This window comes from Bradyrhizobium sp. LeoB3 (assembly GCF_055456055.1).
The window spans coordinates 546257-562525 of record NZ_JBVBEF010000001.1 but is presented as its reverse complement, the minus strand read 5'-3'; the positions used below and the strand labels follow the sequence as shown (position 1 = coordinate 562525).

12 protein-coding genes and 1 pseudogene are annotated in these 16269 nt (G+C 63.9%); 8 read left to right on the top strand and 5 right to left on the bottom strand.

Annotated features, from left to right (window positions below; genetic code table 11):
* Nucleotides 1–23: 23 nt before the first annotated feature.
* Nucleotides 24–1316, bottom strand: coding sequence for an MFS transporter (locus tag ACZXDY_RS02530; protein ID WP_464344334.1), 1293 nt, complete (start codon nt 1314–1316; stop codon nt 24–26).
* 241 nt (nt 1317–1557) lie between these two features.
* Between ACZXDY_RS02530 and ACZXDY_RS02525 the strand changes: the two genes are divergently transcribed.
* On the top strand, nt 1558–2610 hold the full coding sequence (locus ACZXDY_RS02525) for an AI-2E family transporter (protein ID WP_464344333.1): 1053 nt from the start codon (nt 1558–1560) through the stop codon (nt 2608–2610).
* A 257-nt stretch (nt 2611–2867) separates the two neighbouring features.
* Here the strand turns inward: ACZXDY_RS02525 and ACZXDY_RS02520 are convergent, their stop codons facing one another.
* The 4 genes and pseudogenes from ACZXDY_RS02520 to ACZXDY_RS02505 all read right to left on the bottom strand — a co-directional run bounded on the left by ACZXDY_RS02520 (nt 2868) and on the right by ACZXDY_RS02505 (nt 9466).
* Nucleotides 2868–5519, bottom strand: a complete 2652-nt coding sequence (locus ACZXDY_RS02520) for a flavin-containing monooxygenase (protein WP_464344332.1) — start codon at nt 5517–5519, stop codon at nt 2868–2870.
* 316 nt (nt 5520–5835) lie between these two features.
* Nucleotides 5836–6426 carry a GNAT family N-acetyltransferase gene (locus tag ACZXDY_RS02515; protein ID WP_464344331.1) on the bottom strand — a complete coding sequence of 197 codons (591 nt, stop codon included), beginning with the start codon at nt 6424–6426 and terminating at the stop codon, nt 5836–5838.
* Between the two features lie 164 nt (nt 6427–6590).
* A pseudogene (locus ACZXDY_RS02510) lies at nt 6591–8890 on the bottom strand (TonB-dependent receptor).
* A 198-nt stretch (nt 8891–9088) separates the two neighbouring features.
* Nucleotides 9089–9466, bottom strand: a complete 378-nt coding sequence (locus tag ACZXDY_RS02505) for a DUF2946 family protein (protein WP_028162116.1) — start codon at nt 9464–9466, stop codon at nt 9089–9091.
* 397 nt (nt 9467–9863) lie between these two features.
* Here ACZXDY_RS02505 and ACZXDY_RS02500 point away from each other — a divergent pair, with 397 nt between their 5' ends.
* The 7 genes from ACZXDY_RS02500 to ACZXDY_RS02470 all read left to right on the top strand — a co-directional run bounded on the left by ACZXDY_RS02500 (nt 9864) and on the right by ACZXDY_RS02470 (nt 16262).
* A complete protein-coding gene (locus ACZXDY_RS02500; protein WP_464344330.1) occupies nt 9864–10682 on the top strand; it encodes a chromate resistance protein ChrB domain-containing protein in 819 nt (272 codons plus the stop codon).
* The gene (chrA, locus tag ACZXDY_RS02495) at nt 10679–12070 is read left to right on the top strand and encodes a chromate efflux transporter (protein ID WP_028162114.1); all 1392 of its coding nucleotides are present in this window, start codon (nt 10679–10681) and stop codon (nt 12068–12070) included. Before ACZXDY_RS02500 ends, chrA begins: the two co-directional genes overlap by 4 nt.
* Before the next feature lie 78 nt (nt 12071–12148).
* A complete protein-coding gene (locus tag ACZXDY_RS02490) occupies nt 12149–12379 on the top strand; it encodes a PepSY domain-containing protein (protein WP_409334847.1) in 231 nt (76 codons plus the stop codon).
* A gap of 69 nt (nt 12380–12448) precedes the next feature.
* Complete coding sequence (locus ACZXDY_RS02485; RefSeq protein WP_464344329.1) at nt 12449–13393, top strand: DUF1259 domain-containing protein; 945 nt, start codon at nt 12449–12451, stop codon at nt 13391–13393.
* Nucleotides 13394–13487: 94 nt separating this feature from the next.
* The gene (locus tag ACZXDY_RS02480) at nt 13488–14177 is read left to right on the top strand and encodes an ATP-binding cassette domain-containing protein (protein ID WP_464344328.1); all 690 of its coding nucleotides are present in this window, start codon (nt 13488–13490) and stop codon (nt 14175–14177) included.
* A complete protein-coding gene (locus ACZXDY_RS02475; RefSeq protein WP_464344327.1) occupies nt 14164–15543 on the top strand; it encodes an ABC transporter permease in 1380 nt (459 codons plus the stop codon). The genes ACZXDY_RS02480 and ACZXDY_RS02475 overlap by 14 nt, the downstream gene beginning before the upstream one ends.
* Nucleotides 15540–16262, top strand: a complete 723-nt coding sequence (locus ACZXDY_RS02470) for a hypothetical protein (protein WP_051396520.1) — start codon at nt 15540–15542, stop codon at nt 16260–16262. The genes ACZXDY_RS02475 and ACZXDY_RS02470 overlap by 4 nt, the downstream gene beginning before the upstream one ends.
* Nucleotides 16263–16269: the final 7 nt, after the last annotated feature.

The window sequence follows — 16269 nt, the reverse complement described above, 5'->3', positions numbered from 1 at the left end:
CGAGCCGAAGCGCGCGCCTGACCTCATCTTGCCAGCGGCTTCCCCGCCGTCTCGGGCGCCATCGCGATGAAGGGCAGGCCGACCACGTAGATCAGCGACAGCAGCGAAATCGCGAGCGGATAGCTCCCGGTCTTTGCGGCGAGCGCGCCGATCAGGGTCGGGCCGGCCGCGCCCAATACGCGTCCCATGCTGAAGGCGAAGCCGGAGCCGGATCCCCGCAAGGCGGTCGGAAACATCTCCGGCAGCCAGATCGTGAACAGGCCGAACACGCCGTTGGTGAAGAAGCCGAGCACGGGAAGCAGGACCAGGAACAGGGCGAGGTTGTCGAGGCGCGCGATGGCGATCTCGTAGCTCACCACCACCGAGAACAGCGAGCCCATGAAGAACAGCACCGCCGTCCGGCGGCGGCTCGCGAGATAGCCGGTGATCCAGGGCATCAGCAGGCAACCGGCCAGCGTGCCGACATTGGTGATGAGACCCGCCACCGCGCCCATCTGCTGCGCATAGGCTGGCGTCGCGCCCGCCGCGGTGAGCTTGGTGATGATGACCGTCGGCGCCCAGAAGTTGGATGACCATAGGCCGAAGATGATGCAGGCCATCATCAGCGCTGCCGCCCATGTGGTGCGCGCTTGCGCGCCCGAGAACAGCGCCGCAAGCGGGGTCTTCGTCTTGGATGCGCGGCTGTGCGCCGGCTCAGGAATATTTCTGCGCAAGTACGCGATCAAGAGCGCCGGCAAGATGCCGAGCATGAACATGCCGCGCCAGCCGAGCAGGCTTCCCCCGATCAGCGTGACGGCTGCGGCGAGAAACAGTCCGGTCGGCGTTGCCGTGTGCAGCCAGCCGGCGAGCCGCACCCTTGTGTGTTCGGGCACGGATTCCTGCAGCAGCGGCGTGCCCGCCGCCCATTCGCCGCCGACACCGAAACCGGCCATGAAGCGAAACAGGGCGAACATGACGACGCCGGTCGCAAGGCCGCACAGTGCCGTGAACAACGAATAGACCAGCACCGTCCAGCACATGATCCGGACCCGGCCATAGCGGTCAGCCGCCCAGCCCCACACCATCGAGCAAGCCCAGCCGAGCATGAAGATCGAGAACAGCAGGCCGCCATAAATGCCGATATTGGCGTGATTCGCCTCGATCCCGCTCGCCGGCAACAATTCCGAGAGCGCGCCGACCAGGATGTAGCTGTACATGGAGGAGTCGAAGCCGTCGAGCATCCATCCGAACCAGGTCGCCCAGAACACTTTCCTGGGCGATACCGCCCCACCCTCCGCGACCTCCGACGCGATCGTCTCAACGGTACTCTCGGTCATGTTTCCTCCACGTTTCTTTTTCGGGCGGACTATGACCGCGTTTGTACGATGCGACATCTCCGGCAAATGGGACGGAGGCATCTTGTGGGAGAATGGCAGCGGGCTGCGACGCCGTGTGCAAGCGAGCGCGATTTTTTCGAGGGGACCGGGACGCAATAAAGCAATATACAGGCCGTGAACAAAGTCGGCGCCGGGTTCGTTGTATCGACAGCGGCGCAGCAAAGGTGAAAGCGAGACGGCCGTGCGAAGGATTGAAGACCAGGGTTTCCTGCTGCTGCTGTTCGTCGTCACCCTGGCGTTCGCCTGGATCCTGCAGCCGTTCTATGGCGCGGTGCTCTGGGCCATCGTCGTGGCCGTCATCTTTGCGCCGGCCAACCGGAGGATATTGAGATCGGTGGGCGGAAGGGAGACCCTCGCCGCCTCGATCACGGTCCTGCTTATCATCGCGATGGTGCTGCTGCCACTCGCGATCATCGCGACCTCCCTGGCTCGGGAAGCTGCCGGTCTTTACGCAAAGATCCAGTCCGGGGAGTACAACTTCTCCGCCTATGTCCAGCGGGTTTTCGATGCGCTGCCTGCGTGGGCGACCGGCTGGCTGGATCGCTTCAACCTGGGCGATCTTTCGGCCCTGCGCGAAACGTTGACGTCCGGCCTCATGAAGGGCGGACAGGTCCTGGCGCCTCAGGCGCTCAGCATCGGGATGAACACATTCGACTTCGTCATCAGCCTGGGCATCATGCTGTATCTTCTGTTTTTCCTGTTGCGCGACGGCAAGGCAGTGGCTGATAGGATCAGGGAGGCCGTTCCACTCGAGGCCGATCGGAAGTCCGCGCTGTTCACGCGCTTCGCCGATGTCGTCCGCGCCACCGTCAAGGGTGGCGTGCTGGTCGCGATGGCCCAGGGCGCGCTCGGCGGACTGGCGTTCTGGTTCTTGGGCGTTCACGCGCCGATCTTGTGGGCCGTGCTGATGGCCTTCCTGTCGCTATTGCCGGCGATCGGCGCCGGACTGGTCTGGATCCCTGTTGCCATCTATTTCCTGGCCACCGGCGCCATATGGCAGGGCCTCGGTCTTATTGCCTATGGCGTGCTCGTCATCGGCCTGGTCGACAATCTGCTGCGTCCCTTCCTGGTCGGCAAGGGCACCAAGCTGCCCGATTACGTCGTGCTGATCTCCACGCTGGGCGGGATCGAAGTCTTCGGTCTGAACGGCTTCGTCATCGGCCCGTTGATCGCCGCCATCTTCATGGTGAGCTGGGAAATCTTCGCCACATCGAGGCGGACGACGGAGCCGTAGGCGGATTAGCTTTTCGCCGGAGCTCGAAGAGCGGAGGCGTCCGCGGCTCACACTGTGCCCATCTTGCGCGATGCCAGTTGTTGTGCCCTCTCCCCTTGTGGGAGAGGGCTACTCCGGCGCCAACCAGGAACTCGCTTGGGTGAGGGGTTCTCCCCACACGCACCGTCGCTCGCGAAGACAACCCCTCATCCGTCGCGCATTGCATGCGCGCCACCTTCTCCCACAAGGGGAGAAGGTAAGTGCCCTACCTTGTCTCGCTACTCCGCGGCCACAGCGATAGGCACTCTCCCCTCGTCACTCAGCCCGGCAAACCGGCGCAAGGCTTCGGCCATCCGCACACGTCCGCTGACGCCGGTGATGATCACATCGACCATGGTGAAGGAACAGTGGAAGTGACCTCGCGCGTTGAGCTGCTCGACCGGCACGCCGGCAGCGGCGAGCGCTTCGGCATACGCCATGCCCTCGTCACGCAGCGGATCGAACTCGCAGGTCACCACGAAGGCCGGAGGCAAGCCCTCCAGCTTGCCGCGTAGCGGCGAGGCGCGCGGATCGGTGCGGTCGCCGGGCGAGCAGTAGAGATCCCAGAACCAATACATCAGCGAACGCGTCACGAAATAGTCCGTCGCATTCTCGGCATACGACGGCCTTTCGAACGTGCAGTCGGTGACCGGGGTCAGCAGGAGCTGGCCCGCAATCTCGGGGCCGCCGCGATCGCGCGCCAATTGGCAGGTCACCGCCGCGATGTTGGCACCGGCACTCCAGCCGGCGACCAGCACCGGTCCTGTCGCACCGCCGAGCTCGGCCGCATGCTCAGCAATCCAGCGCGTCGCGGCAAAGCCGTCCTCCGCTGCCGTTGGGAAGCGATGCCAGGGCGCATGCCGATAGCCGACGCTGACGAAGATCATTCCGCTGCGCCGGCACATGTCGCGGCAGAACGGTTCGTCCGATTGCTCGTCGCCGAGCACCCAGCCGCCGCCGTGGAAATAGACCACGATCGGATGCGGTCCCGGCGTCGCCGGCCGATAGAGCCGATAAGGCAGCGGACCGTCATTGCCGGGAAGCGTGCCGTCGACGATCTCGCCGACCGGACGGCCCGCGGGACGGCCCTTGTTGAACTCGTCGAGGAAGTCGCGCGCGCCCTGGGCGCCGAGGGACTCGATCGGCGGCAACTTCATGTCCGCCAGCATGTTCAGCACCAGCCGCACATCCGGCTGCAGCCGAACGACCTCGCCGTCATTGCATTGCTCGGCAACGTTCGGACCCGCGAGCCTGAAGCCGAGCATGCCGCGGCTGACGATCTCGTTGCAGATGCTGCGATACGGGCCGACGCCGCCGGTATAGGGCATCACGCCGCGCGCCTTGCCCGGAACGTTCGCGCCCGTGTACCAGGTGTTGGCGAGCCGGTGCAGCGTGACCGTCGCGCAGTCGGCCATGTGCCGCGCCCAGCCGGCCTGCGCCGTCTCGGTGGCTTCCATCGTGGTGAAGCCCGCTTCGCGCAATGCGGTCAATCGATCGACCACCCAGTCGATGTGCTGCTCGATCGACACCGCCATGTTCGACAGCACCGACGGGCTGCCCGGCCCCGTGATCATGAACAAATTGGGAAATCCGGCAACGGTGAGCCCGAGATAGGTCTGCGGTCCCTGAGCCCAGACGTCGGACAGCGATTTTCCATCACGCCCCGTGATCGGATGCACAGCCTTGATGGCGCCGGTCATGGCATCGAAGCCGGTGGCGAACACGATCACATCGAGATCGAAGCTGCGCTTGTCGGTCGTGATGCCGGTCGCGGTGATCTCCTTGATCGGCTCCTGCCTCAAATTCACTAGCGTGACGTTGGGACGGTTATAGGTGGCGTAATAGTTGGTATCGAGGCAGGGACGCTTGGCGCCGAACGGATGATCGTGCGGAGTGAGCGCCTCGGCCGTATCAGGATCCTTCACGGCCGCACGGATCTTCTCGTGAATCAGTTCGCTGACCAGCGCGTTCCCATCGACGTCCACGCCCTGGTCGGCCCAGAGTTGCGTAAGTACGTGAACGAGATCGCCGGCGGCCCATGCCTTTTCGAAGCGCTCGCGCCGCTCGGCATCGCTCAACTGCCAGCTGACGACAGTTTGCTGCGGATATGGCACGCCCGTGAGCGACCAGCGCGCCTGCTCGCGGTAGCCGGCGCGATCGCCCTCCAGCATGGAAAGCCGATCAGCCGGCCGAGGGCCGTTGTGCGCGGGCAGTGCGAAATTCGGCGTGCGCTGGAAAACCGTGAGATGCGCCGCCTGCTCCGCGATCAACGGGATCGACTGGATCCCCGACGATCCCGTGCCGATGACGGCGACGCGCTTGCCGGCAAGATCGACGCCGTCATGCGGCCAGCGGCTGGTGAAATAGACGTCGCCCTTGAACTCCTTGACGCCATCGATCTCCGGCGGCTTGGGCGCGGAGAGACAGCCCGTGGCCATGATGTAGTAGCGGCAGGAGACCGCCGCGCCAATGTCGGTCGTGAGCAGCCAGCGTTCCGCCGCTTCATCCCACATCGCCGCGGTGACTTTCGTGCCAAAGCGGATATGGCGCCTGAGATCATAACGATCAGCGACGAAGCCGAGATAGCGGAGGATTTCAGGCTGAGTCGCATATTTCTCCGACCATTGCCACGCGCGCTCCAGCTCCGGATCGAATGTGTAGCTGTAGTCGATGGTCTGAATGTCGCAGCGTGCGCCGGGATAGCGGTTCCAGTACCAGGTGCCGCCGACGTCGCCCGCCTCCTCCAGTGCCACCGTCGTGAAGCCGGCCTTGGCCAACCGGTGTAAGAGATAGAGGCCCGCAAAGCCGGCCCCTACCACTGCGACGTCGACCTGTTGCGCCGTGCCGTTTGTCGCCTCAGAAGCACGTGCTGCAACCATTGCGTCTGGCATGCCATCCTCCCGTGCATTTGATTTTTCGTGAGGCTACATCTGCTTCCCTCGGCTTGTCATCGGACAATTCAATCTTTGGTTGGTGCGCTGCAGCTACTCTTTGTTCTTGTTGGGAAACAGTCGAGCGCGATGACAGACCCTCATGGTGAGGAGCGCGTCTTCGCGCGTCTCCGGACGATGCTTCGCACCGCCTTGAGAACCATGAGGCCCCGATCTCGCCCGGAATTCATCCCTCGAGACGGCCGCAGTGCGGCCTCCTCGGGCTGAGGTAGAAGCCGTGGCCCAGATTGGACTTAACGTTGGTGAACCGGCGCCGTCAGCGAGCCCGGCGCAGCATTGGAAACAGCGGCGGCGATGCCCCTACCTGGATCGTGCCGAGGACCTCGAAGCCGTGTCGCTGATACAGCGGGATGTTGGCCGGGTTGGTGGATTCGAGATAGGCCGCGACATGATCCCGATCGAACAGCCGAACGGCGTCCCCCAGCAATGCCCCACCACGGCCTTTGCGTCGATGCGCCGGATCGACGCCGATCAGCGGCAGATACCAATGAGCTTCCTTGGGATGATAGGCCGCCATCCCTTCGAAAACCGCAGCCATCTCGGACTCTCGCCCGGCCGGCATGGTCGCCGCGAGCGCCGCCTCGTCGGGTTCGATGCCCGGCGGCAGCCACAGTGCCGCGCCTGCATAATCGTCGACGCAGCGCGCCGTGTCCTGCTCAAAGGCGCGGCCGCCGAATGCGCGCACCAGGGCGGGGAAAGATGCGAGATACTGATCCGGATCCGGATAGGCCCAACGCGTCACCGGATCGGCGCTGAAGGCAAGCACCAAAACGGAAATGGCCCGCTCGATATCAGCGGGCGCAACAGCAGTTACGACGGGACCAGAAACTGCGTTCACGGCACTCATCACATGATCTCCATCCCGGCCCTATTGCCAGGTCCAGGACCAAGATCGAACCACAAATCTGAGGCGTCAATCAGGAGGCGCGGTCAACAAGATGTGCGCTAGCTCGTCGCGAAATGCGTGTCGGCGACGCGGAAAGCCGCCTCGCCGATTGCCTCGCCAAGGATTCAGAAACTAACCGTCAGCCGGCCGTTGATCGAGCGCCCCGGCCCTTTGACATTGTAGCCATAGGCTGCCGACGATCCCATCATCGAGACCACCTTGTAGTCGACCAGATCGGCGCCGCCGAGCGGCAGGAAGTAGTTCTGATCCAACAAATTGTCGATACCGAGATCGATCCGGACGTGCTGCCACTGGTAGCCGGTGCGCAGATTGACCAGCGCGTAGGAAGGCGTCGTCAGTTCGTTGTGAACCTGGCTGACCTGGTCCTTGGAGCCGACGAGCTGCAGTTCGATGCCGTTGGTCCAGCCGCCAATTGCGTGCTCGAACGCAAGCTTCGCGTTGATCGGCATCACGTGGTAGAGGTCGACGCCGTCCTGCCGCTGGCCGCGCACATAGCCGAGCGTTCCGCGCAGCTCGCCCCGGCCGTAGCTCGCATTGTCCCACAAAGCGAGCCGGCCTTCGAGGTTCACGCCATACAATGTCGCGTCGTGGTTGGCGAAACACAGATAGACGAAGCCAGTGGTGGCGGTGAGGTTGTCCGGATTGTTGGCAAGGCAACTGCCGGTCGCGCAGCGATCGACGTCGATATAGTCCTGGACGTAGCTCGCATAGGGAGTGACGCTGAAGCTCCAGACCTTGTGCGCCGGATCGTGCCAACCTGCGGTGAAGCTGACCGTGTGCGCCTTTTCCGGCTCCAGGTCGAGATTGCCGACATAGCCGTTGCCGTCGCCGAACCACCCGATCATGTTCATGGCCATGGCGTTGGTCGACCAGGCATAGCGTTCGTAGAGATTCGGCGAACGCGTCTTGCGCGCAAAGCCGAGTTCGTAATGGCTGGACTGATCAGGCTCGTAGCGCACCAGAGCGGAGCCGTCGAAATGAACGTCGGTCCGGGCCCGATCCTGGGCGTTGAAGGCGGCGGCATCCGCGCCATACATCATCGCATTGTAGCCATGGACGTCGCCGGTGTTCATCCACACCACGTCGTTGCGCAAGCCGACGATGGTGGTCCAGTTGCGGTCCCAGTGCCGTTCCCATTCGGCGAAGGTGCCGACGCGGTCGCGCTGGCCGCCATTGAGATTGATGAAGCTGTTCGGCCCCATCATCATCGAGCCCGCAACCGGATCCCACCAGTCGTCAATCCGGTTGAGCGTCAGCTCGTTGCCGACCCGCAGCAGGTCGATGTTGGACGCCGCGAACGTGGCTTTGGCGGCGTATCCGCCATCGATCCCGTCGGTGTCCATCGGCATGTTGCCGGTCTTGTCAGGCGCAATGAAACCCATCGTGTGCCGGATCTGATGGACGAACGCGCTGGCCTCTAACTTGCCCCAGTCGAAGTCACCTTCGTAACGGCCGTTCGCGTACAGGCCGCGGTTGTAGACCATGTCCATGTATTGGTTGACGTAGCCTTGATAGGGGATGAACTGGCCGCCGACCTGGAACGTGAACAGGTTGCCGACGGTGCGCTTGGAAATGCTGAGCGCGTGGTTCTGGGTCTCGTAGAGCGTCGATTTGATCGTGCTGCCGTCGCCGGCCGTGTAGTTGCCGGAGCGGACCCAGCCGCCGGTGTAGGTGACGCTGTGTCACGATTGGCAAGCGTTGCGGTGGCATCGACGCCGTAGGCATTGCCGTTGCTGCGGAAGAAGCCTGAGACGGTTGCGGTCGATAGCCACCCGGACGGATCGTTCGCGAACACAGGAGGCGCGGTGGTGACGTCGATGCGCGCCCCGATGTAGTCGCCGCCGGTGCTGACCGGCGCGATGCCGAGATAGGCCCGCATCTTCGCGATCATGGTGGTATTGACGAAAGACAGCGGCGGATTCATTTCGTTCGGACATGCGGGGCTGATCAACATGCTGTTGATCGCGACCTGGACCCGGTCGGCGCCGAACCCGTTGATCGCGGGCAGGCTCGATACGCCGCCGGCGCCCCACACTGCGCCTCCCGGCAATTCCGTGACGAGCGAAGCTGAATCGCTGGTCGATAGACCCCGATCGAACGCGGTCCGCGCCGTCACGGTCGCGTTGCCCGCAGGCTGCACCGGATACTCGGCCGGGCGCTGGGGTGCCTCCGCGAGATGGCCCGCCGCGGGACTCGTCGGACGACGCGCGTTCGATCGTTGATGCACGGAATGTCGTCGATGCGGTGCGGCAACGTCGACCGGGGGAAGCGTATGGGCCGACTGTGCCGCGACGCTCGTCACGGCCGGCGGCGCCAGCGTGATGATGGCGGTCAGCGCCGATGAGATGAGGACGCTGGACAGGTAGAGAGTGGATCGGCCAAGGCCGGACGAAGGCTTGCTCATGATGAAAAGGACTCGGGTGTGGCGCGGCATCGCCGCGCATAGGGGTGACGCCCCCGCCCGGCGATCGGGCCGGACAGGCAAACGAAATCGGGACATGCCTTCGCGCGCCGTCGAGGACAGCGATCGAGCGATGCATGTTGGTTGAAGGAAAAGGCGTCGCGCTTCGATGAATTGTCGAAGCGGTGGCGCCGGCTCGCCTTACGACATGGAAGGCGGTGCGCGCGCCTGCGTGTTGGAGCCTGCGCGGGAGGCTACATCGGTCTGTCTGCGCGCGTGCCAGACCATCCGGACCGGTTGCCGATATGGCGTCGCGAACACGATGGCCTGCGGCGCATCAAATGATGCATTTGCCTGGGCCGCGCAGCAAATCAGACAGGCGATGCCATGCGCGCGCTGGCTGGCATCTCGATTGGCGTTTGCTGCCGACGCGACTGAATCGCTGTGACAGATTTCAGCGAAGCCGACCGGATCGGAAATGGCGATGGCCGCGGCCCAGCAGGTGGCGATCGGCGCCAGAACCTGAACCGCCAGCGCGATCAGAACGATCGGAAGAAATCTTTGCAACCGCTGCCGCATCAGCCCCACCCCATCAAGTTCCTAACACCCGGGGGTTTCAGAGTCGAGATAGGGCATTTCGGCCACCGCATTTCCTCGTCGCGAATCTACGTGTCGCAGATCGGCAGGGAGGTATCTTTGATCTAGCTCACACTCCCGACAATTGAGAGTATTGCCGACACCGCATGGCGAGCCGGTTCGCTGCATCAGGCCACCACCAAATTGGCCGCGGGAGCGTCGAGTGGCGCGGAACCGGTCGGAACTGTCAGATCAAGGATTCGTCAGGACTACCGACGCATCGCGGCATCGATTGACATGGCCGGCCGCAAGGAGTTTATTTTGTCTTCCGGGGATTAAGCGATCTCCCCGCGAGGCGACATGCCCAAGCATCGCGTCCTTAACTTATGAGGGACGCAGCATGTCTTCATACACATCCATTTCCCCTGACAAGCTTTCACGACTGATCGGCACCGCAAGTGCGCCTGTTCTGATCGATGTCCGCCTCGATGAGGACTTCGCGGCGGACCCGCGCCTGATCCCGGGCGCGACGCGCCGCTCGCATCTCGCCATCAACGACTGGGCACGAGAGCTGGCCGGACGGTCGGCCATCGTCGTCTGCAACATGGGCGAGAAGCTCTCAGAAGGCGCCGCCGCCTGGCTCCGTCACAACGGCATCGCGGCGGAAATCCTGGAAGGCGGCCATCTCGGCTGGAAGCAGGCGGAACTGCCCACCGTGCCCGCCGACAGGATTCCGCAGCGTGACGGGCGCGGGCGCACTGTCTGGGTGACGCGATCGCGGCCTAAGATCGATCGCATCGCCTGTCCCTGGCTGATCCGCCGTTTCGTCGATCCCGCCGCAGTCTTCCTGTTCGTCGCTCCTGCGGAAGTCGTCGCGGTCGGCGAGCGCTTCGCGGCAACGCCGTTCGACATCGAGAATGTGTTCTGGAGCCACCGCGGCGAACTCTGCACGTTCGACGTGATGGTGCAGGAATTCGGCCTGTCGACGCCTGCACTGGAGCGGCTGGCCGTCATGGTGCGCGGAGCCGACACCGCACGTCTCGATCTTTCTCCAGAGGCGCCCGGCCTGCTCGCGGTCTCGCTCGGCCTGTCGCGCATGTACGACGACGACCTCGAGCAGCTCAACGCCGGCATGCTTCTCTACGATGCCTTCTACCGCTGGTGCCGCGACGCAACCAAGGAGACCCACAACTGGCCGACCAGCAAGGTGAAGCCATGACCGCGCTCACCGCCGAATCGAAGGCCACTTCGCACAACGAGGTGCACGGCATCTCTTTTGCCGATGCGCTCGTTGTCTGGCTGCGCGTCGCGATCCTGAGCTTCGGCGGCCCGGCCGGGCAGATCGCGGTGATGCATCGCATCCTCGTCGAAGAGAAGAACTGGATTTCGGAAGCGCGCTTCCTGCACGCGCTCAACTACTGCATGCTGCTGCCCGGACCCGAGGCGCAGCAGCTTGCGACCTATATCGGCTGGCTCCTGCACCGGACCGTCGGCGGGATCGTGGCGGGAGGCCTGTTCATCCTGCCTGGCGTTTTCGCCATCATGGCGCTGAGCTACATCTACGCCGCCTACGGCAATGTCGGCTTCGTCGAGGCGCTGTTCTTCGGCCTGAAGGCGGCGGTGCTCGCCATCGTGATCCAGGCGGTGGTCCGCGTCGGCAGGCGTGCGCTCCGCAATCCGGTCATGGTTGCGTTGGCGGCGATCGCCTTCATCGCAATCTTCTTCTTCGGGGTGCCGTTTCCGGTCATCATCGTTGCCGCCGCCATCACCGGCTTCGTTGGCGCGCGGCTCGGAAGGCCGGAGTTCGCAGCCCTCGAACACGGCGGAAAGAGCTCTGCCGTGATCGACAGCATGCTCGGCGAAGCTGTGCCGGATCACGTCCGGCCGAATGCCGCGCGCACCCTGCGTGTGGGCGCGGCTTGGCTTGCGCTCTGGCTTGTTCCTGTCTTCGCCCTGCTTATCGCCCTGGGACCGAGCGATGTGTTCAGCCAGATAGCGATCTTCTTCAGCAAGATGGCGATGGTGACGTTCGGCGGGGCTTACGCCGTGCTGGCCTACGTCGCGCAACAGGCCGCCGAATACTATCACTGGGTAACCCCGCGCGAGATGCTCGACGGCCTCGGAATGGCAGAGACCACGCCGGGGCCGCTCATCATGGTGGTCCAGTTCGTGGGCTTCATGGCCGCGTTCCGTGAGGCGAGCGGGCTGTCCCCGATGCTGGCCGGCACACTCGGCGGATTGCTCGCGACCTGGGTCACTTTCACGCCCTGCTTTCTCTGGATCTTCGTCGGGGCGCCCTACATCGAGGCGTTACGCGGCAACAAGGCGCTCGCCGGCGCACTCTCGGCGATCACCGCCGCGGTCGTTGGCGTCATTCTCAATCTCTCCATCTGGTTCGCGCTGCACACGATCTTCCGGCAGACTTTTCCGGTGCAAGGCTTCGGTCTCTTCTTCGATGCGCCGGTACTGCGCAGCGTGGATTGGCCGGCGCTTGCGCTGTCGCTCGCGGCGGCGATTGCGATTTTTCGCTTCAATGTAGGAATGCTTGTCGTCCTCGCAGCGTCCTGCATCACCGGCGTCCTGTGGCGCCTGACTGGCATCATCTGACCGAAGCGCACGTGGCGGCGAGCCGAATGACGATAGCAGTAAACAATGGGCTGGAGGCACAAGCTGGGAGCAATGACCATGATGCGACTGATCTCTGGCGCAGCCCTTTGCCTGACGATGGCGGGCGTGCTGTCGCCTGCCTATGCCCTGACGCAACAGGAACTCGTCGCGAAGCTCGAGTCGGCCGGCTACTCGCAGGTCGGTGAGATGAAATCGACCGCCGAAGGCATCGTCGTGAAGGCCGTCAAAGACGGCAAGGAGGTCCAGATCGTCGTCGACAGCAGCGGTCAAATCAAGGAGCGGCGCTAGAGCTGCGCGCCGCGGTCGCAAGCACAAGCATCTCGAATACACGAACGCCAACAAGAGGAGCCAATCCCCATGACCATGAAAACTCGTTTTGCCGCCATCGCCGCAGCCTTGCTGTTACCGAGTCTCGCATCGGCGCAGCCCGTCGATTGGAACATCTTTGCGGAGCCGTTCATCTCGGAAGCTCACGCGCAGTCGATCGATTGGAAAAAGGTGGACACAGCGCTCGGCAAGACCGCTACCGTCAGCGGAGAGGTCCATCGCTACGGCCTGCCGCGGTCCGATCTGCATGTCACGCTCGACGGCGTAACGATCAAGCCCGCGCTCGCGCTCGGCGGCTGGGTGGCCTTCACTCCCATGGATGGTCAGGCGATGGTGATGGGCGATCTCGTCCTGCTCGAATCCGAGATCACGCCAGTCATGACGAAGCTCTTGAACAGCGGACTGGACATCACGGCGGTCCACAACCACATCCTGCGCGCCTCGCCGGCAACGTTCTACATGCATGTCGCCGGACATGGCGATCCGGTGAAGCTGGCTAGCGCGATCCACGAGGCGCTGTCGACCGGCAGCAAGACGCCGTTCGAGCCGCCGGCGACCACCGCCGGCCCTGCCCCCACCGTCGACCTCGACACCGCGAAGCTCGACGAGATCATGCACGCCAAAGGGAACGTCACCGGCGGCGTCGATCAGTTCACGATCCCGCGCCGCGAGCCGGCGACCGAAGCAGGCATGACGGTCAGCCCCGCGATGGGCGGTGCCAACGGCATCAACTTCCAGCCGACCGGGGGCGGCAAGGCCGCCATCACGGGCGACTTCCTCGTCACTGGCGACGAGGTCAATCCGCTGATCCGAGCCCTGCGCGCCGGCGACATCGAGGTGACCGCGATCCACAGCCACATGCTGGACGAGCAGCCGCGGATGTTCTTCATCCATTTCTGGGCCAACGACGACGCGCAAAAGCTCGCCCGAGGCATCCGCGCCGCGCTCGATAAAACGGCGGTGGCGCAGAAGTGAGAGGGCCGCCCATGGGTACGCCCGCCGCGATTGGGCCGGGTCCATGATCTCCGCGGCTGCTACTGCTCACGATACGTCCCGCGAGCTCCTTCGCGTGGAAGACCTCGTTAAGCGGTACGGCCAGGAGGCGGCGGTCGCGCATGTCTCATTTTCCGTCGCGGCCGGTGAAATCCTTGGCATTGTCGGTCCGAACGGGGCCGGGAAGACGACCTTGCTGGAATCGCTTGTGGGCTTGCTCGCGACGGAGCAAGGCACTGTTTTCTGGTGCGGCGAGGAATTGCCCCCACCGCGGAGAAAGGAAGCGCTGTTCTATCTGCCCGATGGCATACGGCCCTATCAGGACCGGTTCGCGATCGACGTCATGACTTTCTTTGCGCGGGTCTACAAGCGAACGGCAGCGCAGACGGCCGCAACGATCGCTGCCGTCGGATTGACGCCGGCCCTCGGCAAGCGCGTGCATGCGCTGTCCAAGGGCTTTGGCCGCCGGCTGCTGCTCGGGCTCGGTCTGCTGACCCCGCATGACGTGCTGGTGATGGACGAACCGTTCGATGGCTTCGACATCAGGCAGACGCGCACCATCATCGACGTGATCCGCCAGGAGGCGGCGCGGGGACGCACCTTCATCCTCGCCATCCACCAGCTCGCGGATGCCGAGCGTGCCTGCGACCGCTTTCTGCTGCTCGCCGGAGGAAAGGTACGCGGTATCGGCACTCTCGGCGAATTGCGCGCGATAACCGCGCTGGCGAACGGCTCGCTGGAGGAGATTTTTCTTGCGCTCACCTGAACCACATCTCGCTCGCGAGGCGCCGCTTGCTCCGCTGCTTGCAAAGGAATTGGCCGAGATTGTCTGCGGCCGGGCGCTCTGGACGATGCTGCTCCTGGTCTGTCCATTGATCGGCTACAGCTTCGTTCAAGCCGTCTCGCTCTATGGCGAAGCGAGCGCGTCGGCGCAGCAATCTCCGGTACTGGCGGCAAGCCTGTCGCCGCTCGACGGCGTCCTGGTGCCGACATTCGGCGCGTTCTACGTCGCGGTCACGCTGCTGTTCCCATTCGTGGCGATCCGCGCGCTGGGCCAGGAAAAGGAATCGGGCGCGCTGCGCCTGTTGGTCCAGTTGCCCTATCGATCCTCGACGCTCATTCTTGCCAAGCTCGCCGCCGTGCTCGCGGCCTGGATTCTGGTAAGCATTCCCGCCCTTTCAGCACTCGCGATCTGGGCGATGATGGGCGGGCATCTTGCGGCGTCCGAGACCGTGAACCTCTTGTTCGGCCATCTGCTCTACGGCCTGCTCGTGGGCGCGATTGCATTATTCGCCGCGACCATTGCCGATAGCGCGGCCACTTCAGCCATCATCGCGCTGGCAGTGACGATCGGATCATGGGTGCTCGACTTCACCCTCGCCGGCCATTCCGGCCTCGCGGCCTTTGTCGCGCAACTATCACTGACGCAGGCGCTGCGCCCGTTCGAACAAGGCTTGCTCTCCGCCGGGCTGGTGCTCGGCGTGACCGGCGCAATCGCAGGCCTGTCCGCCCTCGCGTCCATCTGGTTGCCGCCCGGCGTCCCAACGCAAACCAAGTGCATGCGTTCTGTCCCATGCGTGCTCGCCATCTTGCTGGCGCTCGGTCTGGCGACGCAGATCAGGCAATCGGTCGATGTCACCGAGGACCGGCGAAACTCCTTCTCGGCTGCCGATCAGCGGCTGCTCGCCACGCTCCGACTGCCTCTGATCATCAAGGTGAATCTCGCCCCCGAGGATCCACGCTACGCCGATCTGCAACGCAACCTGCTGGCAAAGCTCGATCGCGCGATGCCGAACGTCTCGATCGTTGTCGCCGGCAGCCATCGCGATGCCGCCAGCCAACCGGCCAATGATGCTTATGGCGAAATCGAATACTCATACGGCGCCCGATCGGATGTCAGCCGCTCGACCAGTCCGCGCGAAGTCCTGCCGCTGCTGTATGCCCTCGCCGGCAAGCAACCGCCCGCGCCCGCACCCAGTGACGAATATCCGGGCTATCCGCTGGTCGCCACGGCAGATGCTGCACTGTTCTGGTTCGTCGGCGGACTCCCGCTGTTGATCGCGGGCGCCTGGTGGTGGAGCCGGCACCCGCCGGCCAAATCCCTGTTCATCTGCAAAGGAGCCCAATCATGACCGCAGGAGGAAGCATCAAGCCCATCGCTGCTGCGATGGTTCTCGCAGCGCTGGCGCTGCCGGCACTCGCCGGGCAGCCGACAAAAATCGACTTTGTCGACGAAACCGTGGGCACTGAGCCGAAATCGCTCGTGCCGGTCGTCGGCATCTGGCACATCGAGAGCGATAGCGGCAAGAAGGTGCTTGCGGTGGACGGCCGGCAGTGGAAGGAGGGACAATCGTCTGCCGGGCTCGCCGACAAGGCGCGCGCGCTTTATGGCGAGCGCTACGCCGAATTCCTCGATCGGGTCCAGGCCTATGCCTACTTCCCCTACGTGATCGCGCCCAACATCGAAAACTTCACCAACGGCGAGATCACCGTGCGCTTCCAGGGATTGTCCGGCCGCATCGATCAGGGTGCCGGAATCCTGTTCAACCTGAAGCCGAACGGCAACTACCTGACCGTCCGCGCCAATTGTCTGGAAAACAACCTCGTGCTCTGGAAGTTCGAGAACGGCAAGCGCTCGTCGGTCAAATGGGTGCGCAACACGCCGACCGCCACGCGCCAATGGCACGACCTCAAGGTTCGCATCATCGGTACAAAGGTCGAGGGCTATCTCGATGGCAAGCTCTATCTCGAGCACACATTGGCGCAGCCCGTCTCGGGTCGTGTCGGCCTGTGGTCAAAGGCCGATAGCCACGTACAATTCGCCGACTACACCGTCACGGCAGCCGACTGAGAAATAC